The organism is Psychrobacter cibarius (assembly GCF_016107535.1).
GTDB lineage: Bacteria > Pseudomonadota > Gammaproteobacteria > Pseudomonadales > Moraxellaceae > Psychrobacter > Psychrobacter cibarius.
In genome coordinates, this window is the sequence record NZ_JABASQ010000024.1 from 17585 (window position 1) to 40282 (window position 22698).

The window sequence follows — 22698 nt, forward strand, 5'->3', positions numbered from 1 at the left end:
TTCTAAATTTGAGATATAACAACGCCTATACCAAGAATAGCCAACAGTTGACTGCTATACAACCAATAATTTGCATATATGAAATATTATATTGAGATGAAAAGTAGAAGTGATGATTCGATGAAATATTAAATACTATGTTTGGCTTAAGAGTATCAATGCTTTGCCTGTTTTCAGGCAGTCATTCGCTTTGATTGCTTTGTCTGAGCCCTGAGCCCAGAAATTATAAGGGCGTTTTGTTATTTAATTCTCTAATCATTTAATTTTCTAGGGCATGTCCTCATTTTAAAAATGGTAATAAAAATGAGATAAATTGCCGTCAAACAAGGAAAATAGCGCAGATAATATCAGGATATTAACCAGCTATTTGACGATGTTTGGCAAGATTTAGCCATTTTTAGCCCATTTAGAGGATACTCGATTGAATTGAGGACACGCCCTAGTCATTTAATAGCAAAACACCCTTACTGAAAGCACCCTGTTTGAGTATTTATTGAGACTTGGGCGCATCAGGCTGCATGCTAGGATCAGCGTCAGCAAAGGCTTTGAGCGTACGGCAATGCGTGTCAATTTCGACGATATTGGGATAAGCACTTAAATCCACGTTAAAACGTCGCGCCGAAGAGACCTGAGGAATCAAATAGCAATCTGCAAAAGTAGAGCTGTCACCGTAGCAAAATTTTCCACGGCTTTTGTCTTTTGCTAGTATTTTTTCTAACGCCGCAAATCCCTCACTCATCCAACGGTTGCACCACGCCATGACTTTTTCTTCGTCTACCGCCAGCTCATTGCGTAGATATTGTAAGATACGGCGGTTATTAATGGGATGAATATCACAACCAATCATAGCGCTAATGGCTCGTACTTGCATCCGTCCAGCCGCGTCTTTAGGCAATAGCGGGTTTTCGGAATGAACCTCTTCTAACCATTCTAAAATGGCTGGGCTTTGATATAGTAATAAATCATCAGTCTGTAAAACAGGCACCAATCCTTGTGGATTGAGTGATTTAAACGTATCTGCCAACTGCTCATCTTTTGCTAAATTGACCGAAATATAATCATAATCTAAGCCTTTGAGATTCATCGCGATACGAGTACGATACGAGGTGCTGCTGCGAAAGTAGCCATAAAGTGTCATCATTGTGAATTCCTTTTATTATGGTAGGTTGTGAATGAGATAAGCGGTTATAATTAGTGATACCAAAGGTATCTTATACAAGTAAAAAACTCTTATGACGTTACCTCTCCATTTCAGTTTTTATGAATATATTAGATTAATATGCCAAGTAAATTACCCATTGAGCAAAACATGCCAGCAGCTGAAAGCCCTTTAGAAAATCCTGTGACAACCAATAAAAGTCAAAGTGGCGTCCAGTCACTGGAGATTGGATTGTCGGTATTAGACGTTCTTATTGATCATAACGAGCCGATGATGCTAAAAGACATTGCGCAAGTGATGCAAATGCATCCAGCAAAGTGTCACCGCTATTTGGTCAGTCTCATTCGTAAAAACTATGCGCGTAAGCTTGATGATGGTCGCTACGGGCTAGGCGATAGGGTTAACACATTGGCAGCATTGGGGCACTCTGGATTTAGTCAAAACAATATTTTAGAGAGGCTGACGCACATCGCTAATGAAATCAAAGACACCCTGAATTGCGGTGTGCAGATTGCCAAATGGTTTAGCGAAGGTCCTATTATTATTCAGTCCGTTGAACCAGATAGCCCGATTAGTATTATCACTCGTATCGGTTCACGTATGCCGCTGACGACATCGGCGACGGGGCAATTATTTGCCAGCTATCAGCCAGATGCCGTCACTCAGCCATTGGTCACAGCTGAATGGCAGACAGACAATGAAGCAATAATCACAGAAAAATGGCAGAATTTCAGTCACTTGCAAGCCAAGATTCGTACCCAAGGCTATGCGACAGTGACGGGTGATATGCTCATGGGTATTAATGCCATTACGATTCCTGTCATATTGCCGCAGCTTGCTAATAGCGCTGTTAATCTATCTGCTGTTAGTGGCAAAACTGCTAGCAAAGGACTACTACTAGAATACGCTATCACTATCATCGGAACGACAGAGCAATTGCCCATGAGTGAGCAACACAACGTGGTTGAGCAAATACTAGCAATCGCGCAGCGTTATCAAATTGCGTAGCTGGTTTTTTTACTATATAAGTTTTAATCATATAAACTGACCGACTATCGCGTAAAGGAATTTTTGTCCGAATATCGTTTAATGATATTCATCCTTTAGACCATACAGGCGCTACTGGCAGCTTTTGCTTTTTCGTACACGTTGTCAGCGTCTAGACCAGTGGCATTCACTTCATCTAGATAGTGCTGCGAGCCTTCCATTAATGGCCCCTTCCAGTCTGGGTCATTGAGTGGGTCAGAGATATCGATCATGATATCGCCTTTTTCTTTAGCGGCAGCCATTGCTTTGGCGTTACTGACGTCAAATACTTTGGAGACACGTGCTGCCATCTCCGCCCCTGAATTGTCATCAATCACTTTTTTGAGATCATCAGGTAAGTTGTTATATTTCTCTTTATTCATACTGATAACAAAAGTAGAATTATAAAAAGGAATGTTGGTGTGCGTATTGATTAACTCATCAAGACGAAATGCTTGAATGGGCTGCCAAGTAAAGCTAAGTCCGTCAATGACACCGCGTTGAAGGGAAGTATAAGTATCACTGGCATGCCAACGGGCGCCGCGCCAGTCGCTTCGATAATATGACTCGCAACGGCAGAAGGTTGGCGAATACGCAAACCTTTCATATCAGCTGGCGTGCGAATAGGCTTATCTACGGTATGCAGCGCACCTTGTCCAGTGCCTATCAGCGCTAGCAGGTGAGTATCTTCGTACTCATTTTTAATGACACCATCATCATACAGTTTATGAAGTATGCAGCTCTGCTGCTGTGCAGTATTTGTGATACCTGGCAGCTCTACAATTTGAGTTAAAGGAAATCGCCCTGCTGTATATCCTTGCGCTTGCATACCAATATCAACGATACCTTTTGCGGTAGCATCATAGGTAGCACCCGGTTTGCTAAGAGTAGCAGAAGGGTAGATCTCAATCTTTAAGCGGCCTTTTGATTCTTCTTCAATTTTCTTTGCCCATGGCTGCAATGCTTCGGTGTTTATGTTGTCATTGGCAGTCATAAAGTGTGAGAATCTTAGAGTAGTCACATCGCCTGTATCTACATCAGCGTTTATTGCTGGGTCGTTATTAGAGCAACCAGTCATCGCGATCGAAGTCGCTAAGAGTATTCCTAAAAGGGTTTTTGTTTTCATCATTGAATCCTTTCATGATGGTTAGATATTGTTCGCTACCTAGGACGTATCATCAATTAGTATATTGATACATTTAATAGTCTTAAAATGATGGCACGCCCTAATTAATCATATAAAAAGAGATAGCGAACACAATAACAGGTCAATTACTCACCGACAGGCGCGACTTCTCTTGCTCCAGCCAGTTCCTCTGCATGTAAAAACTGGGTATGAGCTGGTGCGCGTTTGGTACGTGACCATTCTTCTAACATCTCATACTTCATGGCTTCAGTAATCATCGAGACTTTTTCTTCTGAGGTAATATCATCGTAGGTGAGTTCCATGCGATGGCCATTAGGATCAAAGAAATAGATAGAATGGAAGATACCGTGATTGGTCACGCCGACCACATCAATACCATTTTCTTCTAAATGCTTTTTTGCTGCCATTAAGGCATCACGGTCTTTTACCTTCATGGCTAAGTGTTGCACCCAATTCGGGGTATTCGGATCAAAACCCATCTCAGGCTGATTGGGCACTTCAAAAAACGCCAAGACGTTGCCATTACCAGCATCTAAAAATACATGCATATAAGGATCAAAGGCTTTGGTCGAAGGCACGTGGTCTTCAGCGAATGCAAGGATGAAATCCATGTTTAGGTATTTTTGATACCATTCAACGGTTTCTTTAGCGTCTTTGCAGCGATAAGCCACATGATGGATTTTTTCAATTTTAAAGCTCATATCAAACTCCTTTTGATAGGGAATGCAGTGAGTAATAGGCTGCTAGTACCGATTGACTATAGGTCGATGGTTGCTTAGCAGCTCAAAACCACTGTGCTCACATTTTTTCTAGACTATTTGTTAAAATCAAAGTTAAGCGCGGGCAGTACTTTGCCGCGTACTTCACCAAATCCGACACGAATGCCGTCTTTTTCGCTATAGCCTTTCATGATTACTGTGTCGCCATCTTCAATAAAACTGCGGGTCTTGCCGCCTTTTAAAGTGACAGGTTTGGTCGCATTCCAAGCAATCTCTAGCATTGAGCCATAAGAATCTGGCGTTGGTCCTGAAATCGTACCTGAGCCCATCATATCGCCAACTTCCACTTTACAGCCAGTGATGGTGTGGTGGGTGAGCTGCTGCGCCATTGACCAATACATATGTTTGAAGTTAGTCTCACAAACCACAGTGGCGCTATCTGAGTTTTCAGGCAATAACTCAACTGATAGATGGATATCATAGCTATTATTGCTGTCTTTTTCGTTTAGATATGCCAATGGTTTTGGCTCTTGAATCGGGCATGCTGTTTTAAAAGGTGCCAACGCATCCATAGTCACAATCCAAGGCGAGACTTCAGAAGCAAAGGTTTTAGCATTAAATGGCCCTAAAGGCACGTATTCCCATTTTTGAATGTCACGGGCTGACCAGTCGTTGAGCAAAACCATGCCAAAAATATGCTCAGAGGCATTGTCTACTGCGATTGGTTGACCAATGCTATTACCTTTACCAACCACGAAAGCAGTCTCAAGCTCAAAATCTAAACGCTTGCAGGCTGAGAAAATAGGGCGGTCGTCAGCGTTTGGCTTTAATTGACCAGAGGGGCGTATCACATCAGTGCCACTGACGATGACGGTGCTGGCGCGTCCGTTATAGCCGACTGGCATTTCAGTCCAGTTAGGTAGCAGGGCGTTGTTTGGATCACGGAACATAGTACCGACGTTGGTGGCGTGCTCTTTAGACGAATAGAAATCGGTAAAACCTGGTACGTGAACAGGCAGATGCATGGTGACGTCTGCTTGCTTCAACAATACCTTTTTCTGCAAGTCTTGATTATCACGCAAGGTGTCGCTGACACTAGATAGTAGGGTTTGAATGGTTGAGCGTGCTTGAGTCCAATTGTCTCGACCTGAGTCAATAAAAGCGTTTAGCGTTGGTTGATCAAAATATGGACCGCCCTCTAAGCTCAGTAAACCTTCTGCTTCGAGCACAGCCAAATCCAGTACGTACTCACCGATAGCCACACCAGCGCGGCGCTTGTTATTATCAGCAGCGTCTTTGGCGTTACTAAAAATACCATAAGGTAGGTTATGAATGGAGAAGTCAGAATCAGCGGCGATATCGATAAAGGATGTGAGGGTGTTGTCAATCTTTGACATAGGGTGCTCCTTGCTAAAGCATATAATGAATTACGTTATAATTAACTACTTACGCATAATGTAATTTATCAAAGTGGAGATTGCAAGGGTTTTTGTGCAGTGTTTTCTTAAAACAGACGTGATACTAGGGACGTTGATGTTATTTGGTAAAATAAATAGGAAAAATGCAGGACATAAAAAAAGGCTGAGCACTCGCTCAACCTTCTTATGAATCGCTATTACTGACTACCGCACCGTTTTAATGCGTGCTCACTCAGTCTTTCAAGACGTCTGCCATGGCATTGGCCACATAGTCGATATTGCTGGTGTTCAGTCCAGCCACACACATACGTGAGTTGGAAACCATGTAAATGCCAAACTCGCTTTGTAAGCGTTCGACTTGCTCAGGCGTTAGACCAGTAAAGCTAAACATGCCGTTTTGACGGGTAATATAGTCAAAGTTGCGGTTCGGGATTTTGGCTTCTAACACTGATTTTAGCTTTAAGCGCATGGCTTTGATACGGTCGCGCATCGCATAAACTTCGCCAACCCATTGCTTATGTAGTGCTTCGTCGTTCATAACGATATCGACCACACGACCACCATGTGATGGCGGGCTTGAGTAAATACGGCGTACGGTAGCATTTAGCTGACCGAAGACGCGCTCTGTCTCGTCAACCGTTGGACAAACAACTGATAGACCGCCGACACGCTCACCATATAGCGATAAGTTTTTAGAGAATGAGTTGCTGACAAACAATGGCAAGCCCATATCGACAGCTTTACGAATCGCATAAGCATCGCTGTCCATGTCTTCGCCAAAGCCTTGGTAGGCAATATCCATAAATGGAATCAGTTCGCGCGCTTGAACGACGTTCAGCACGATATCCCATTGCTCACGGGTCAAATCTAGACCTGTTGGATTGTGGCAACAAGGATGCAGCAAGATCACATCATTTTTATTCAACGTCTCAAAAAACGCAATCATTTCATCGAACTTGATGCTGCTGTTGGCTTTGTCGTAGTACGGGTATTTGCCCACTTCGACGTCAGAGCCTTCAAAAATGGCAATGTGGTTGCCCCATGTTGGGTCACTCACATAGCATTTAGATTGTGGGAACCATTCATGGATGAACTCAGCGCCAACTTTTAACGCGCCAGAACCGCCAATCGTAGCGATAGTGGCGACCAAACCGTCTTTTAAAATCTGCGCGTCTTTACCGAACAGTAATTCCTGACAGCCTTTACGATGTCCTGGCAAGCCTGCCATCGGCAGATATGGACGCGGCGCAATAGGATCGGCAATGCGTTCTTCGGCTGTTTTTACACAGTCAAGTACAGGCAATACACCATTTTCATCATAATAAATACCAATGCCTAAATTGACCTTTTTAGGATTGTTATCTGCTGTATATTTTTCCATCAGCCCTAAAATTGGATCACCAGCGTAATAGTCGATACGTTCAAACATGTTGTTTCCTTATGAAATATAAATCAAGCCGCCAAAAATCATAGAGCAAATTGACGGTTAACTCAATATGAGATTCAATTATCTTGCATAATTAATAAAATAGTTGATTGAAACCATTGTGTTTCAAGGCTTTTTAAGCACCGATCATGTCTGTATCAGCGATACTTAAGTATGCTGTAAGTCATTAAAATGACTGGAAAAATAGCTCTGCAAGAAGTCTTTGAAAGCAATGGTAGCAGGCGATAACGCACGAGAAGCACGCTGATAGATAAAAAACTGCCGCATTTTAACGGGTTGTGCCAGCGGCCTCATTTGCAAGCCATTGGCGCTAACCCAGTCGATGACTTCGGGCATATAGGGCAAACATAAGGTAATGCCGAAGCCTTGACGGGTCATCTCAAGCGCGGTGGACATAAAATTGACCTTGTAACGTGCCTGTTGGATATGGCTGGCGATCTGGTCATCCAACTCGGCTGTCACTTGTTCAATGAAAGGGCCTTGCAGCGTGATGAGCGGAATGTCTAATAAATCCTGCCACGTTATTTCATGTTTTTGTGCCAGCGCATGGTTGTCAGGCATCACCACACAAAATGGCAGCTGATATAACAAATCAGCATTGATGTCGTCCTCAGCCTCCATAAAACCAAGCTCAGTACCGACACCCAAATCTACTTCAATGTCCTGAATATGTCTGAGTAAGTTTTCTGCCGAACAATCTAATAACGACACGCCAATCTCGGGATGTTGTTTGGAGAACTGGGCGATGACCGCTGGCATAGAGGAGGCTGCAAACTGCGAAACAGCGAGTCGTACTTGACCCTGCGCCAAGCTTGTTAAGCTGCTCGCCTCATTTTCAAACAGCTGCATCTCATTCAAGATACGCCGTGCTTGCGGCAATAAATGACGTCCTACTACCGACAACGACAACTGGCGGGTAGTACGGTCGAACAGCACAATACCGAGGCTGGACTCTAGCTCTTTAATCAAGCCGCTAACGGCAGATTGGGTCAAATGCATCTGATCGCTGGCACGGGTAAAACTGCCATTGTCAGCGACTTGGATAAAAGCGGTTAATTGGCGAATGCTGATATTCATAAGTAAACCTGATAAATAAATCATAAAAAACAATTAGTCTTATAAATAAACCTAATCTAATATAAATACATCGTCAATAAGAATTATTGATTGAAGACATTTTTTATCGCATTTTTACCACCAATTGAAATTAAGGATGATTACAATGGCAGATTTATTTGACAACCCAATGAGCCTGAATGGGTTTGATTTTGTTGAATTCGCCTCACCTCAACCGGATGCGGTCGACGCATTGTTCAAACAGCTTGGCTTTGCCCATGTCGCCAACCATCGCTCAAAAGATGTGGCGCTATACCGTCAAGGTGACATCAATCTTATTCTCAATCGTGAACCAAAAAGCGAAGCCAGCTATTTCGTTGAAGAGCATGGTGCTGGCGCTTGTAGCATGGGTTTTCGTGTGCAGAATTCCAAAAAAGCTTATGAGCGTGCCATCGAAATGGGCGCGCAGCCAGTAGACGTACCCACTGGTGTGATGGAGCTGCGCCTGCCTGCTATCAAGGGTATCGGTGGCTCACTGATTTATCTCATCGATCGTTATAAAGATGGTGAGTCTATTTATGACGTCGATTTCGAGTTTTTTGCTGATGTAGACCGTCGTCCTGTCGGGCATGGTTTCAAAGTTATCGACCATTTAACCCATAACGTTTACCGTGGTCGTATGGCTTATTGGGCAAACTTTTATGAGCGCATTTTTAACTTCCGCGAAATCCGCTTTTTTGACATCAAAGGTGAATATACGGGTTTGACCAGTAAAGCCATGACAGCGCCTGATGGCAAAATTCGTATTCCATTGAACGAAGAGTCAAAGCAGGGCGGCGGTCAAATCGAAGAATACTTGATGCATTTCAACGGTGAAGGTATTCAGCATATTGCTTTGGCCAGCGATGATTTGTTTGCCAGCATCGATAAATTAAAAGCAGCAGGTATCCCGCTTATGACCGCTCCAACCGCGACTTACTATGAAATGCTGAGTGAGCGTCTACCAAATCATGGCGAAAATGTCTCTGAGCTACAGATGCGCGGTATCTTGTTAGATGGCACCACTGAAGGCGGAACACCGCGTCTGCTGCTACAAATTTTCTCTGAAACTATCTTAGGTAGCCCTGTTTTCTTCGAGTTTATCCAGCGTAAAGGTGATTACGAAGATGGCTTTGGTGAAGGTAATTTCAAAGCCTTATTTGAATCCATCGAGCGCGATCAAGTCCGTCGTGGCACGGTTGGTCAGCCAGAAACTGAAACAACGTAAGCGCCTCTATATTTAGGGAAAAATCCATAAAATAAACGGGCAGGGTAAAAGGAGTTTGTCTTGTCCCTAATAACCACTGCGCTCTGTAATACCATGTGTTCAATGCGATGACTGAGCTATGGTTCAGTCATGATTGAAAACGACTAGCAAAAATTCAGAGCGCTAATGGCAATAAAAGGAATACAGGCATGGAACGCCTACCACATACGAATTCTGTTAATAAAGCTATCGGTGCCAACAGCGTTGCTTGCAAAACGCTAGGCACTGATGCTGCCAGTCACGATGATTCTGCTCATAAAAAGCAGGATTCTATGCCTAAAAAACAACCTTACGTGTCGCATCAGCCAGATAGCCATGGTCATATTCACTATAGTGATAATGAAAATGGTATGTGGCAGACATTGCTTGAGCGTCAAGCCGAGCAAATACCTAATCGCGCCTGCCCAGCCTATCTAGATGGTTTAAAAAAACTAGACCTACCGACCACACGTATTCCTCAGCTACGGGATATTGATGAGGTATTACAAGCCACCACAGGTTGGCAAACTGCCGCTGTCCCTGCATTAATCAGTTTTGGTAAGTTTTTTAAATTGCTTGCCAATAAATCCTTTCCGGTGGCAACTTTTATCCGTCGATTTGATGATATGGACTATATCGAAGAGCCTGATATTTTTCATGAAATTGTTGGACATTGTCCGCTTTTGACCCATCCTGCCTTTGCGACGTTCAATGAAACTTATGGCAAGTTGGGTCTTAATGCCACTAAAGAAGAGCGGTGGTTTTTGGCACGGCTCTATTGGTTTACCATCGAGTTTGGTTTGGTGGGACAAAATCAGGGCGGTCGCCGAATCTATGGCGGTGGTATCTTAAGCTCACCGTCTGAGACGGTTTATGCGCTCAGTCATGAGTCTCAAAATAAAACAGAAAAGCAGTCTCAACCAGAACATCGAGCCTTTGACTTGCTTGATGTGTTACGTACCCCTTATCGTATCGATCATATCCAGCCGATTTATTATGTCATTGATGATTTGGATACATTATTTGATATCGTCAATAGCGATATCATGGGAATGGTCAAACAAGCCATGTCGCTAGGATTGTTCGAGCCTAGTTATGCAGTAAAAAACGCCTAATGCATGGTTAAGACAAACGGCATCATTTGAATGATGTAGCCGTAAATGACAGCGTCAACATGGACGTAACTGTATTAATAATAACAGTATTAAAAAAATGAATAGTTAACATAAAAGGACATTATAATGACGACATTATCACAAGCCAGCTGTGAGGCCTGCCGCATTGGCGCGCCAACGGTCAGCGACATCGAAACACAAGAGCTATTACAGCAAATTCCAGATTGGTCATTGATCGAGGTTGATGGCATCAAGCAATTACAACGTCAATATAAATTCAAAAACTTCGTCAAGGCGATGGAGTTTGCCAATCAATTAGCAGACATCGCCGAAGCAGAAGGGCATCATCCTGGCATATTGGTAGAGTGGGGCAAGGTGACGGTTACGTGGTGGTCACACAGCATTAAAGGTCTGCATCGCAATGATTTTGTCATGGCAGCTAAGACCGATAGTCTGCTGGATCAATAATGAGGCTAGCAATCGCTATTGCAACTCATTAAACTTGTCCGACTCAAAGCCAACCCTAACGCCAGATTTGACTGGCAAGCTAAGGATGTGTGATGCCTCCAAAAATATTAACCCAAATTTCACCTCAACTGGCATTTATGATTTCTACCATTGTCATCGCTATTATGGGCGTTACCATGATAGGTTTTGGCTGGGTACCGCATTTATCATTGATACTCGCTATTTGTGTCTTGCTGGGCATTGGTCTGTTTAAAGGCTTGACCTTTGACGATATGCAAGCGCAAATGGCATCAGGTGTCATGCGCGGTATCGGTGCGATCTATCTATTCTTCTTTATTGGTTTGATGGTCGCTGCTTTAATGATGTCTGGTGCTATTCCAACGCTGATGTATTTTGGTTTTCAGTTGATATCGCCAGAGTATTATTACATTTCAGCCTTTGTATTGACCTCCATTATTGGTATTGCCTTGGGCAGTAGTTTGACCACCGCGGCGACATTGGGCGTGGCTTTTATTGGTATGAGTAATGCCTTTGATGCCAACGTGGCGATTGCGGCTGGTGCGGTGGTTTCAGGGGCGTTTTTCGGTGATAAAATGTCGCCGTTATCAGACACCTGTACCATTGCTTCATCGGTGGTGGGTATTGATTTGTTTGAGCATATTCGCAATATGATGTATACCACGGTACCAGCGTGGATACTCACGGTCATTATTTTTTGGTTTTTCTCTGGGCAGACCGCAGGCTCTGACTTGAGTCAAGTAACCGTATTGCAAGGTCAGTTGATTGAAAGTGGCTTGGTACATGGTTATGCGGTATTGCCATTTGTGGTACTGGTTGGGTTGGCGGTTTTTCGTGTCAATGCCATTTATACGATTATCTGTACCATTGTGGCAGCATTGATTATTACTTATTTGCACAGCTCGCCGAGCTTTGGACAATTAGGCGGCTATTTATTTGCAGGCTATGCACCAGCTGAATCGTTAGAGCTGGGTGAAGTCGGTGGTATGCTATCGCGCGGCGGTGTGCAGAGTATGTTCTTCACTCAAGCGATTGTGATATTGGCACTCAGTCTTGGTGGCTTGCTCACAGCATTGGGTATCTTGCCAGCACTGTTATCAGGGATTAAAGATACATTAACCACATCAGGACGCGCCATATTTGCCGCTGCCATGTCTGCTCTGAGTATTAACGTGCTTATTGGTGAGCAGTATTTGAGTATTTTATTATCTGGTACTGCCTTTCGTCCGACGTTTGAGCGCTTGAATTTACATCCTAAGAATCTGTCTCGTACCATTGAAGATGCAGGTACGGTCATCAATCCTCTAGTGCCTTGGAGTGTGTGCGGCGTGTTTATCAGCCAAGCATTAGGCGTGCCCGTGCTTGATTATCTGCCTTATGCGTTCTTCTGTTATTTATCGCTGTTACTAACGATATTGTTTGGCTTTACGGGAATTACCATCAGCCGACTCAAGAGTCAGTGACCCGAAAAACTTTTGTCTCTAAATTCTGCATTAAAACGCTAGGGCTTGTTGTGTCTTCTAAGACAATACAACAAGCCCTAGTTTTTATTTATACCCTTGCAATCATTTGAGACAAGCTGATAGGTGTTGAGTACGATATACCAGATTTGCAGCTCGCTAAGTTGTGTAGTAGGCGCTGTACGTGGGATTAAAAACGTTTGTTCAAGAGAGTGAGCAGACGTTTTTTTGTGTTTTTGGATAGTACTTGTACAGTCATCGCTTCGGCATAGATAGCCGTTACTGACGTTGGTATTCGACAGCTCTTCGGTGGTTAAAGAAATAAAAGCGACTAAAAATCCAATCAGCTTATATCAACTCATCGAAGTGTTCTTTATTGATATGAGTAATGGTTTGTGCGAGTTCAAAAATGATTAAGGGGATTAAGAATTATACTTGTATTTAAGGGTTACGTGTCACAGATAAAAGAAAATCGGGCGTCTAGATACTTACAAGCAACAGCGAACGGGAATAAAAAGAATGGCATTTTAAGTTAATGATAATTGTTTTTATTATCGTTTACGAGTAAAATCAGTTTTTATTGGCTGTCCAATATAAATACAACGATTTAAATTCATGATGAGTACCGATATGTTACGTGCAAACCAATTGACCATCAGTCGCCAAGGAAATACCTTACTAGACAATGTAAGCTGTGAGATTGATAGCAACCAATTGGTCGCTTTGGTTGGACATAATGGTTCAGGAAAATCGACTTTAATCAAAGCGTTGGCAGGCGAGATGATGAGTAATGGCGGTAGCATCATCTTGGATGATCGCCGTATCAGTGATTACAGTAGCAAAGCGCTGGCGCGACAAATGGCATATTTGCCACAGCAACTACCAGAAGCCGCTGGGTTTTCAGTACGTGAGCTGGTCATGCTAGGACGTTATCCGCATCAAAAATGGCTGCAAAAGCCCAACCAAATGGACAAAGATAAAGTAATAGAAGCCATGCGCATCACCCAAACAGAGGCGTTCGCTGACCGCATTACGGCCACTCTTTCAGGTGGTGAGCGCGCTCGCGTTTGGCTTGCTATGTGTCTGGCACAAGACACCAGATATTTATTACTTGATGAGCCATTAGCCGCGCTTGATATGCACTATCAGCTTGAAGTTATCCAGCTTATCCGTCGTTTGGTGGATGAGCAGGGCTTGAGTGTGGTTATTATTTTGCATGATATTAATTTGGCCGCGCAGTATGCCGATCGAGTTATCGCCTTAAAAAACGGTCGTATTTGCCATAATGGTGATATCGGAAGCACCATGCAACCGACAGTATTGCACAAGATTTTTAACGTCGATATGCAGCTGCTTAGTCATCCTATAACGGGGCAGCCAGTCGCCGTTGCCTAGTAGGGCATATCATCAATCTGAACGAAAATGAATAAGTAGGCTAAAAATGGTTAAATTTTTATGACCGTTTTTAAAATGAGGGCATGCCCTAGTATTTACCTCAGCTTTTTCATTTCTTATTTTCTCTTATTCGCGCAAAAGATAGGCCGCCATGTTTCCTGCTCTTTATAAAGCTCTGTTCTCTTTAATAGCCATAAAATCTTTCATAAAACCTTGTATAAAAGCTGGCTCAAATCTCACTATCAGTAAATATAAGTGGTTGCCGCTCATAGCAAGCTTAACACTGACCACTATGCTGACGACCTGTCACCAACCAATAACGGCACAAAAAGACGCTCAAGTGGGCAATTCAGATAACGCTAACATCAATATAGTCTCACCTGATTGGGGCAATGCGGCAACCTTGACCGCTATGGGTTACCCCCCGATAGCGACGGGTGATGTGAGGGTGTGGGACAGATGGGTAGGTACGCCTGAATTGCCAACATCAATCATTGATTTGGGCATTCGCTATCAGCCTAATGCGGAATTGGTTGCCCAATTGCCTGTCGATTTGGTCGTCGATAACTTTTTTTATGAGCATGCCCGCAATCTCTATGGAGATGTGCCCTCTGAGTCAGTCATGTTCGCCGCTAAAGGTGATACTGCAACTTGGGCAGATTATACTGAGCCAACTCGTCAGTTGGGACAGCTAATTGATGAACCAGCCTTGGCTGAAAGCTATATTACAAAAAGTCAGACAGATATCAAACTGGCAAGTGAGCGTCTGCAGCAGCGCTATCCAAAAGTAAAGAGATTTGCCGTTGTGCAGTTTGCTGATGCCAATAACATGCGCATGTATGTCAAAAATAGTTTGTTTCAGCCCGTGCTAAAAGAGATGGGCAGAGAGCTGGATGTATTAGGCAAAGGCAATCAATGGGGGTTTGTCCCTATTCGAATGGGCGACTTGGCTCAATTGGATAATGAGACCTGCCTATTAATCATCGACCCTTTAAGCCCGATAACCCGAGCTGAGATTAAAGACAGTTTGGTTTGGCAGCGTCTAGGCTATGGCGATGAGCGCTGCGTGGGTGAGCTGCCGCCCATATGGATTTATGGTGGCATGTCGTCACTGGTCGGCTTAGCAAATAATTTATCAACAGTGACATTAAAAGGTGGGGCAGCATCATGACTATCAATACTGCCGCACAGACTCATCACTCTCATACCAATAATACTACTGATTATGTCAAACCTATGACTTCACTTGCAGCGTCTCAGTCGCCCATATTGAAAACACCATCAGAGCAACACTCTAAGCTCATGCAAAAACCTCCCAATCCAGCACCAAAACCACCTCGGCAACCACCTTCGGTATTTGCGGGTACATGGCGCATCTGGGCAGTAATGATTATCCTGGTGGTGTTGTCAGTATGGAGCACGTGGGTATTAATCGCTCAGGAGTGGACACGCCCGATCAGTGATTTGTTTATTCCAAGCTCGCAATTGGATATTATCAGTCTTGCGACGCAGCTGCATATAGTGGCGACCAGTATAGTGGCGCTATTGGCAGGTGGTCTGCTTGGGGTTGTCAGTATTTTGCTACAGCAATTGGTCAAAAATCCATTGGCGTCAGACACCACATTGGGCGTCGGTGTTGGTGCGCAATTAGCCATGCTCATTGTGACCTTGTTTTTGCCAAGCTTAGCGATTTATGGTGGACTTTATGTGGCCTTTGTCGGCGCGCTTATTAGTATGGGACTAGTCTTTGCGTTGTCAGCACCCAGTCGTTTTAATCCGCTCATTTTAATATTGGCGGGCTTAGTGGTAAACATTCTACTTGCTGCCGTGGCTAATGTCTTGGTGTTGTTTTTTGCTGAACGTAGTAATGGTATGCTGTCGTGGGCGGCGGGATTTTTGGCACAGAATAGCTGGCATACCAGTACGATGCTAGCGATAACGGCCGTCGTGATGGCGGTTGTCTGTCTACCCTTGTTAAAACCATTAACCTTGATGAGTCTCGATGACTCACAAGCCAAGCGCTTGGGCGTGCCGATTAACGGTATCCGTGCATTGGTGGTGCTTATTGTGGCGGTCGTTACCGCTTTGGTGGTCAGCGAAGTTGGTCTAATCGGTTTTATCGGTCTTGGCGCTGCCAGTCTGGTCAATGCACTGGGTGTCGCTTCTATTAGCAAACGTCTGCTTGCAGCCTTTGTCTTAGGGGCGCTGCTTTTATGGCTGACTAGCAATGTTGCTTTATTACTCGAACCCATACTAAATATGCAAATTCCAGCAGGGGCGATGACGGGTATTCTTGGTGCACCACTGATTATTTGGCTGATTTTGCGTCAGCGCCGTGAGCGGATAGAAACAGTAACCCCGATGCTAACGGGCAAGCATGCACCTGTGGCATGGTGGCGCTGGGGTATTGGTGTGGTAATGATAATCATACTTGCCTGTGTTTTTGTCCAAGACGTCAGTGGTTGGGGACTAAGTACCGATTGGGCGATCACCCAGCAGTATCGGCTACCGCGCAGTTTGAGCGCTGCGGCAACGGGTCTGATGTTGGCCATCGCTGGTGTATTATTGCAAACGCTCACCCGCAATCCGATGGCAAGTCCAGAAGTGTTGGGTGTGAGCTCGGGCGCGGCGCTTGGGGTTATCTTAGGGTTTTTACTGCTACCAAGCTTAGGGCTATCTGCCGGAGCTGGTACTTTATTAATCTCAGGATTATCAGGAGCGATGGCTGTGTTATTGCTAGTGATTTGGCTGGCCCGCAAGGTAAGTTCTGGCTATCTGCTGCTGGTCGGTATCGGTATTGCCGCGATGATGGATGGGGTAATGCACATGGTCAAGCTGTCTGGTGATCCACGCCTAGAAGCAATGCTTAGCTGGCTATCGGGAACGACTTATAGCGCTCAGCCTAGTACGGTGTGGTATCTTATCGGCATTGCCCTCATTTTATTTGCCCTCAGCTTATTGCTTATCAAACCCTTAAGAGTGCTTGGTTTGGGTACAGGGGTCGCTCGTAATTTAGGGGTGGCAGTGACACCAGTGACACTCGCGTTATTGGTGTTAGTGGCGGCGCTAAGTACTGCCAGTACGCTTGCGGTTGGGCCATTGAGCTTTATTGGTCTAATGGTGCCACATTTGGCGACGTCACTCGGTGCGGTAAGGCTTGAGCGCCAATTGCCATTAGCGGCTTTGTTAGGCGCAGGGGTGATGGTAATAGCAGACTGGATTGGGCGTTATGTCATTTTCCCTTATGAGCTGCCTGCGGGTACGATTGCGGCTATCATTGGCGGTGCGTACTTTTTATGGCTGATTCGTAAAGTGCCAGTCGCAGTGAGTGGATAGTTTTTATGGGAAATTAATGACTGATGAATAACTATAATCAGCCATCATGATCAGTCATTAATACATACCGTCCAGCGCTTAAATAGCGCTATATCTTAAAATCACCAATGTTCGTCATATTCAGTAAGTCATTTGACATTGCTTTGAAGGGGTTTTAAACTTTTTTATTCAAGCTCTTTTTTAATAAATGATCAAATATAAACGGACCAAGGGGCAAAAAGGATCCGAGTACCCCTGCTGGCATCGCCCAAAGCGGCATTTTGATTTTGGTGGTGGCTATCAACAGCATTAAAATATACGCGATGAACAATCCGCCATGAGCCATCCCTATGTAGGTGACCGCTTCTGCAATACCCATCATATATTTTAACGGCATTGCGATGCAAAGTAGTAATAAAAAGGACGTACCTTCCAAGTAACCCATGATCGTAAGAATCTTTAATACAGAGTTCTGATCTTTTGTGAGATGAGGTGTTTCTGTGATAGTTGTCTGAGCCTGCGACACTATATCTTCCTTTTGTTTATAATAAATAAGGTAAAGGTTTTTCAATGCCGCTATGATACTGGCTTTGTTCAATGCTTTGAAGTATTAATTTCACCAACCCTTAATAGAGATCAGTAACGAAACTAAATGACTCTTGATGTCAGTAACTCTAAGGCTACTGATCTCGTTTTAACTGTGAAAAAATATATGACTGCTTACTCCCTTTCTTGTCTTTACTCTTTTCGTCGCTGTCCTTATGCCATGCGCGCGCGTCTCGGTCTGTTGTTTGCTGAGTTGCCAGTAGAGCTACGGGAGATCACGCTAAAAAATAAGCCTGCGAAAATGCTAGCGATTAGCCCAAAAGGCACCGTGCCCGTTTTACAGCTCGCTGATGGTGTTGTGATTGAAGAGAGTTGGGAAATAATGGAGTGGGCGCTTGAACAGCAAGATCCACAAGAGCTGTTGAACCCTAAGACTTTGCGTCAAGGTAATACGTTAATTGAGCAAAACGATCAGGAGTTTAAGCATTGGCTAGATCGCTATAAATATGCTGACCGTCATCTTGAAATGACCCAAACAGAATATCGGCAAAAAGGTGAAGCGTTTCTACAGATTTTAGAAGCACTGCTTACTAAAAATACTTATTTGCTAGGAGACAGTGTGACCATTGCTGATATCGGTATTATGCCATTTGTCCGCCAATTTGCTCATGTAGATCGCGACATTTTTTACAGTTTACCTTATCCGAAGCTGCAAATATGGCTAAAAAACTGGCTAGCGCATCCATTATTTATACAAGCCATGACCAAGTTTCAACCTTGGCAAGATGGCGATGAGCCATTGATTTTCCCTTCTTAGTAAAAGTAGCTCACTCATTTCTTTGTAAATATTTCATCAACCTATTTTAGATATGTCCAGCAACCACCCACACGTCATTAAACAATTCCTAATAATGAGGGAGCTGTTTACCCTCACTATCTTGATAGACCTCAACAGTACTATTCTCAAAATAAATATCAATCTATGGTGGTTTGATAGCCGCTTTTCATAACCTTTATATCAAAAGGGTTGAATGCCTATTGTGTACACTTGTACTCTTAGGTTAGAATGAACATAAGTGTATCATTATATAAATATTCTTGAGTGACCTCTATTACGAATTGATTGGCATGGTTGTGAAAGTAACTTTTATACGAGTATGAATATAAGAGTGCGCAAACAACGAATCCACGTGCTAATTATAGTGACGCCGATGGCTTTGCTTTTTATATGCGATAACCACTTAATTCATCCCTAATCCCAACATTTACGAAGGACTGTTTGAAATGTTAAAAAGTGCCATTAAAGAGACTGAATTAGAAAAAATCGATATCATGTTAGTAAAAAATATTTTAGAGATTGGTATTCAAGATGATTATGCTGACAAGATAGCGGCTGATTATATCGAGACGTTAGCCCGCGCAAAAAGTGATAAAAACAGTCTCTTATATAAATCATCTAAGGTAAAAGAGTGCTATAGACAGTCGGATCTGCATAAATCTATCAACCGTATTATTTATAAGATCGAGCCTTTAAGGGTTGCTATTATGCGTGAAGGCCTAGCATTGCAGCAGGCAGTGGCTGAAGGCAATAAAGAGATAGCTGATGAGATTATTAAGGTTGTCGTTAGAATGAAGCTAGAAAAAAGTAAACTTGAGAAAAATCTTAGCGCACTTATGGGTAACGTAAAAAAGCTTCAGCTAGCTAGCTAATAAAATAACAACAAAGCAAGGCCATGCTTGAAAGTGGCGTCAGCCTTTTTGAGCTACGTAGCCAAGCTGCGTCTGGTGCACCCGCTGACCATCTAGAACCGTTCAGATCGTCAAAAGCCAGTCTTCACGCGAAAACCTTTGCGGTAGATGGAAAGCGCATTTTTATTGGCTCGTTCAATTTTGACCCCCGTTCGACTGCGCTCAATACCGAAATGGGTTTAATGATCAACAGTGAACAGATGGCACAGAAACTGCACAAAGCATTTGATAAGGGCATAGTTGGTCTTACTTGGCGAGTAGAGCAGCGTAATGGAAGGCTCGTCTGGATCGATGAGCGTCTCGGAGCCTGGGCAAAGTGCCCTGCTTAACATTATCTTGACGATAGTAGGATGGCTACCAGTTAAGTGGCTTTTGTAGCTATAGACAACAGTACTATATATGATGAACAGTGCTATATAGGATCATGAGCTATAATATCCAATATCTGGCATATTCATTCAGCAATGTGATAAATATAGAAAATTGGCTAATGCTATATCTGACATAGTGCTTGGAATGTTTTTATGTTCTTTTAATTAAAAAAAGCAGCGATGCTACAATCATTAATTATTTTTACTATTTTTTAAGATGATTTGTTAGCGTCTCTATCGTGCTTGTTTTTAATCGTTTATGCTGAGGTACTTTACAAATACTCACTAAGATATCTAAAAAACAATTAAGGAAAATTTATGCATATCACTGCTAATTTCGATGCTGGTAATATTGAGGTTATTAATTTAGAAGATAAAAAAAATATCCAATTGGCTATTCGTCCGGACGTCGGTGGCGAGTTTTTTCAGTGGTTTAATTTTCGCTTGACAGGTGAGGTTGGTGAGCAATATGTGCTCAATATTATGAATGCAGGGGATGCAGCATTTCCTGCAGGGTGGGAGAATTACCAAGCGGTGGCGTCGTACGATCGCGACTATTGGTTTCGTCTGCCAACTTCTTATAAAGACGGCAAACTAACCATAACGTCAGAGTTGGAATGTGAAACCATTCAAATTGCTTTTTTTGCCCCTTACAGTGATGAGCGTCATCAAGATTTATTAGCAGCGGTGCAAATGCATCCATTAGTGACGTTAGAGCATTTGGGAGAAACCCTTGATAAGCGCGATTTAACCTTAGTCAAAATTAGTGATGGCGCTAGCAATAACGATGCGCCTAAACGCAATATTTGGATTACGGCACGTCAACATCCCGGAGAGACGATGGCCGAATGGTTGGTCGATGGTCTACTGCATAGCCTGTTAGATGGTGATAATGCCACGGGTAAACTGTTATTAGATAAAGCTAATTTCTATATTGTGCCCAATATGAACCCAGATGGCAGCGTGAGAGGTCATTTGCGTACTAACGCAGTTGGGACTAACCTAAACCGTGCTTGGTCAAATCCAAGTTTAGAAACCAGCCCAGAAGTCTTTCATGTCATTAATAAAATGGAAGAGACGGGTGTTGACTTGTTTTATGATGTACACGGTGATGAAGAAATACCTTTTGTGTTCCTTGCTGGCTCGCAGGGTACACCAAATTATAGTGACCGCCTCGCACGTCTACGCGATAGATTCTCAGAAGTGTTAAAGATCGCCAGTGCTGACTTTCAGACGGAAGAAGGCTATGACGTAGATGCACCGGGTACAGCGAATATGACGCTTGCGACTCACTGGGTTGCCGAAAGCTTTGACTGCCTTGCCAATACCTTGGAGATGCCATTTATAGACAACAATAATGTCCCCGATGCGGATACAGGTTGGTCACCAGAGCGCTCTATGAAATTAGGGGAAGCCTCATTAGTGGCTATGTTGGCAGTCGTGGATGATTTACGTGAGTGAATCATTTAGGTGGATTGTTTGGGTTATGAAATCAGTCCATCCACTCAAGGATTACTTGTTCAACACTCTCTATGCCATTCCAAATTTCCTTAGATACGCCATCAGGTTGATCTGCTGCCAGACCTTGCGAGTGCCAGAACGGCACTTGCAATCCTACCGGACGCGCTCACTCTTACCGATATAACAATCGTTATGCTAACTGTGCTGTGAGCGTTTGGGTGGGCGAATTTTGCTCATAACGCTCTTTTTCCATAAAACTATCCCAGATTATTTTACTTATCTAAGACAGCCCTGAATATTAAATATCCTTTAATATAAATATACAGGTATGTTAGCTTTATGTTTTAATAAATGACAGTTGTCATTTATGAGCATGGTTAATGTAAGTGGCATAGTAAGTGACATAGATAGCCTTGATTTTATCAACGAGTAGTTTTTGGACTTATGGAGCGAGCTATGAATAAAGTATTTAAAAAGATTTGGAGTCAATCATTAGGTTGTATAGTGGTGGTGTCTGAAAATACTAAGAGCGCTGGTAAGACTAGCGGCACGACTGGCACTATCGCCCTGATAGATCGCTCAAATGACTATAAGATGTTGACTCTAAAAGGGCTTGCCTTCAGTATCGCAGCGATCAGTGGCTCGACAGTGTGGGCAGGCGTGGTATGCGTAACGGATCCTGTTTCGGGAGGAAGTACGGCAACAGGTGTAATTGCAGTAGCCTGTGGAATAAATAATGCAGCAGACGGTCTCAATAGCAGTGCTTTAGGTATTGACAATAAAGCTTCAAATGAAGCGACTAGTGCGCTAGGTCATGCAAATGAAGCAACAGGTAACTCTAGCAATGCAGTGGGATTTTTCAATAAGTCTTCGGGTAGTTATAGCAGTGCGGTTGGTTATACTAATAGGGCATCAGGTGATTATAGTAGTGCGTTAGGTGCTAATAATGAAGCATCAGTTAAGTACAGTAGTGCTGTTGGTTATAACAATACCGCAGCGCGTATCAATAGCAGTGCGGTAGGCTCTAATAATATCGCCTCAGAGGGTTATAGTAGTGCATTTGGTTATAACAACACGGCATCGAACATAAATAGCAGTGCAATTGGCTATAAAAATACCGCCTCGAATGTAAATAGCAGTGCCGTCGGTTATAATAATACAGCATCAGGTGAAGACAGTAGTGCCATCGGTTTTGAAAATACATCAGAGGGTAACTATAGTGTTGCAGTTGGTTATCAGAATACCGCATCAGGTACAGACAGCAGCGTGTTTGGCAGTAATAGCCAAGCAACTGCGACAGGCGCAACCGCCATAGGTAGTTTCTCCATTGCAGATGAAAGAGATACGATTTCAGTTGGTAGCAAGGGTTTCGAAAAACGTATCACTAACGTGGCAGATGCAACAAATGATACAGATGCGGTAAATAAACGATACACCGACGGCAAAGCAACTGAGACTTTAACCGCCTCCAAAGGCTACACCGACGGCAAAGCAACTGAGACTTTAACCGCCTCCAAAGGCTACACCGATGATAAAGCAACCG

The 22698-nt window shown here is 43.4% G+C and carries 19 protein-coding genes and 1 pseudogene; 13 read left to right on the forward strand and 7 right to left on the reverse strand.

The features are described 5' to 3' along the window. Window positions 1–490: 490 nt before the first annotated feature. Window positions 491–1138, reverse strand: a complete 648-nt coding sequence (gene maiA / locus JFC08_RS11615; RefSeq protein WP_198330817.1) for a maleylacetoacetate isomerase — start codon at window positions 1136–1138, stop codon at window positions 491–493. A gap of 141 nt (window positions 1139–1279) precedes the next feature. Here maiA and JFC08_RS11620 point away from each other — a divergent pair, with 141 nt between their 5' ends. After that, window positions 1280–2167: an IclR family transcriptional regulator gene (locus JFC08_RS11620; protein WP_227697753.1), complete on the forward strand. Its 888-nt coding sequence runs from the start codon at window positions 1280–1282 to the stop codon at window positions 2165–2167. 95 nt (window positions 2168–2262) lie between these two features. Here the strand turns inward: JFC08_RS11620 and JFC08_RS11625 are convergent. The 5 genes and pseudogenes from JFC08_RS11625 to JFC08_RS11645 all read right to left on the reverse strand — a co-directional run bounded on the left by JFC08_RS11625 (window position 2263) and on the right by JFC08_RS11645 (window position 7993). Then, window positions 2263–3314, reverse strand: a pseudogene (locus JFC08_RS11625) (TRAP transporter substrate-binding protein). A gap of 143 nt (window positions 3315–3457) precedes the next feature. Continuing rightward, a complete protein-coding gene (locus JFC08_RS11630; RefSeq protein ID WP_198330806.1) occupies window positions 3458–4033 on the reverse strand; it encodes a VOC family protein in 576 nt (191 codons plus the stop codon). A gap of 113 nt (window positions 4034–4146) precedes the next feature. Continuing rightward, window positions 4147–5448, reverse strand: coding sequence for a fumarylacetoacetase (gene fahA / locus JFC08_RS11635; protein WP_227697754.1), 1302 nt, complete (start codon window positions 5446–5448; stop codon window positions 4147–4149). Between the two features lie 253 nt (window positions 5449–5701). Continuing rightward, window positions 5702–6898, reverse strand: coding sequence for an amino acid aminotransferase (locus JFC08_RS11640; RefSeq protein WP_198330807.1), 1197 nt, complete (start codon window positions 6896–6898; stop codon window positions 5702–5704). Between the two features lie 165 nt (window positions 6899–7063). Then, window positions 7064–7993, reverse strand: a complete 930-nt coding sequence (locus tag JFC08_RS11645) for a LysR family transcriptional regulator (RefSeq protein WP_198330808.1) — start codon at window positions 7991–7993, stop codon at window positions 7064–7066. A gap of 145 nt (window positions 7994–8138) precedes the next feature. Between JFC08_RS11645 and hppD the strand changes: the two genes are divergently transcribed. The 7 genes from hppD to fhuB all read left to right on the forward strand — a co-directional run bounded on the left by hppD (window position 8139) and on the right by fhuB (window position 17049). Beyond that, window positions 8139–9239, forward strand: a complete 1101-nt coding sequence (gene hppD / locus JFC08_RS11650; RefSeq protein ID WP_198330809.1) for a 4-hydroxyphenylpyruvate dioxygenase — start codon at window positions 8139–8141, stop codon at window positions 9237–9239. Between the two features lie 188 nt (window positions 9240–9427). Further along, window positions 9428–10372 (forward strand): phenylalanine 4-monooxygenase, encoded by a 945-nt coding sequence (gene phhA / locus JFC08_RS11655; RefSeq protein WP_227697755.1) that lies wholly within the window; start codon window positions 9428–9430, stop codon window positions 10370–10372. 126 nt (window positions 10373–10498) lie between these two features. Further along, window positions 10499–10840, forward strand: coding sequence for a 4a-hydroxytetrahydrobiopterin dehydratase (locus JFC08_RS11660; protein ID WP_198330810.1), 342 nt, complete (start codon window positions 10499–10501; stop codon window positions 10838–10840). Between the two features lie 92 nt (window positions 10841–10932). Continuing rightward, window positions 10933–12321: a Na+/H+ antiporter NhaC family protein gene (locus JFC08_RS11665; RefSeq protein ID WP_198330811.1), complete on the forward strand. Its 1389-nt coding sequence runs from the start codon at window positions 10933–10935 to the stop codon at window positions 12319–12321. A gap of 612 nt (window positions 12322–12933) precedes the next feature. After that, window positions 12934–13713 carry an ABC transporter ATP-binding protein gene (locus JFC08_RS11670; RefSeq protein ID WP_476705445.1) on the forward strand — a complete coding sequence of 260 codons (780 nt, stop codon included), beginning with the start codon at window positions 12934–12936 and terminating at the stop codon, window positions 13711–13713. Window positions 13714–14005: 292 nt separating this feature from the next. Beyond that, a complete protein-coding gene (locus JFC08_RS11675) occupies window positions 14006–14884 on the forward strand; it encodes an ABC transporter substrate-binding protein (protein ID WP_198330812.1) in 879 nt (292 codons plus the stop codon). After that, window positions 14881–17049 carry a Fe(3+)-hydroxamate ABC transporter permease FhuB gene (gene fhuB, locus JFC08_RS11680; protein WP_227697756.1) on the forward strand — a complete coding sequence of 723 codons (2169 nt, stop codon included), beginning with the start codon at window positions 14881–14883 and terminating at the stop codon, window positions 17047–17049. The genes JFC08_RS11675 and fhuB overlap by 4 nt, the downstream gene beginning before the upstream one ends. 154 nt (window positions 17050–17203) lie before the next feature. Here fhuB and JFC08_RS11685 read toward each other — a convergent pair whose 3' ends face one another. Further along, the gene (locus tag JFC08_RS11685; RefSeq protein ID WP_227675982.1) at window positions 17204–17554 is read right to left on the reverse strand and encodes a DUF3817 domain-containing protein; all 351 of its coding nucleotides are present in this window, start codon (window positions 17552–17554) and stop codon (window positions 17204–17206) included. Window positions 17555–17740: 186 nt separating this feature from the next. On the opposite strand from JFC08_RS11685, the gene JFC08_RS11690 reads away from it, so the two are divergent. From JFC08_RS11690 to JFC08_RS11710, 5 genes are all read left to right on the forward strand, one after another. After that, entirely contained in the window at window positions 17741–18391 is a 651-nt protein-coding gene (locus tag JFC08_RS11690; protein ID WP_198330813.1) for a glutathione S-transferase, read from the forward strand. A gap of 467 nt (window positions 18392–18858) precedes the next feature. Further along, window positions 18859–19284: a hypothetical protein gene (locus JFC08_RS11695; RefSeq protein ID WP_055124071.1), complete on the forward strand. Its 426-nt coding sequence runs from the start codon at window positions 18859–18861 to the stop codon at window positions 19282–19284. Window positions 19285–19307: 23 nt separating this feature from the next. Next, the gene (locus tag JFC08_RS11700; RefSeq protein WP_198330814.1) at window positions 19308–19652 is read left to right on the forward strand and encodes a phospholipase D-like domain-containing protein; all 345 of its coding nucleotides are present in this window, start codon (window positions 19308–19310) and stop codon (window positions 19650–19652) included. 360 nt (window positions 19653–20012) lie between these two features. After that, the gene (locus tag JFC08_RS11705) at window positions 20013–21155 is read left to right on the forward strand and encodes a M14 family metallopeptidase (protein ID WP_198330815.1); all 1143 of its coding nucleotides are present in this window, start codon (window positions 20013–20015) and stop codon (window positions 21153–21155) included. Between the two features lie 456 nt (window positions 21156–21611). Further along, window positions 21612–22698: ESPR-type extended signal peptide-containing protein (locus JFC08_RS11710; protein WP_265091448.1), on the forward strand; the 1087-nt coding region annotated here is incomplete at its 3' end.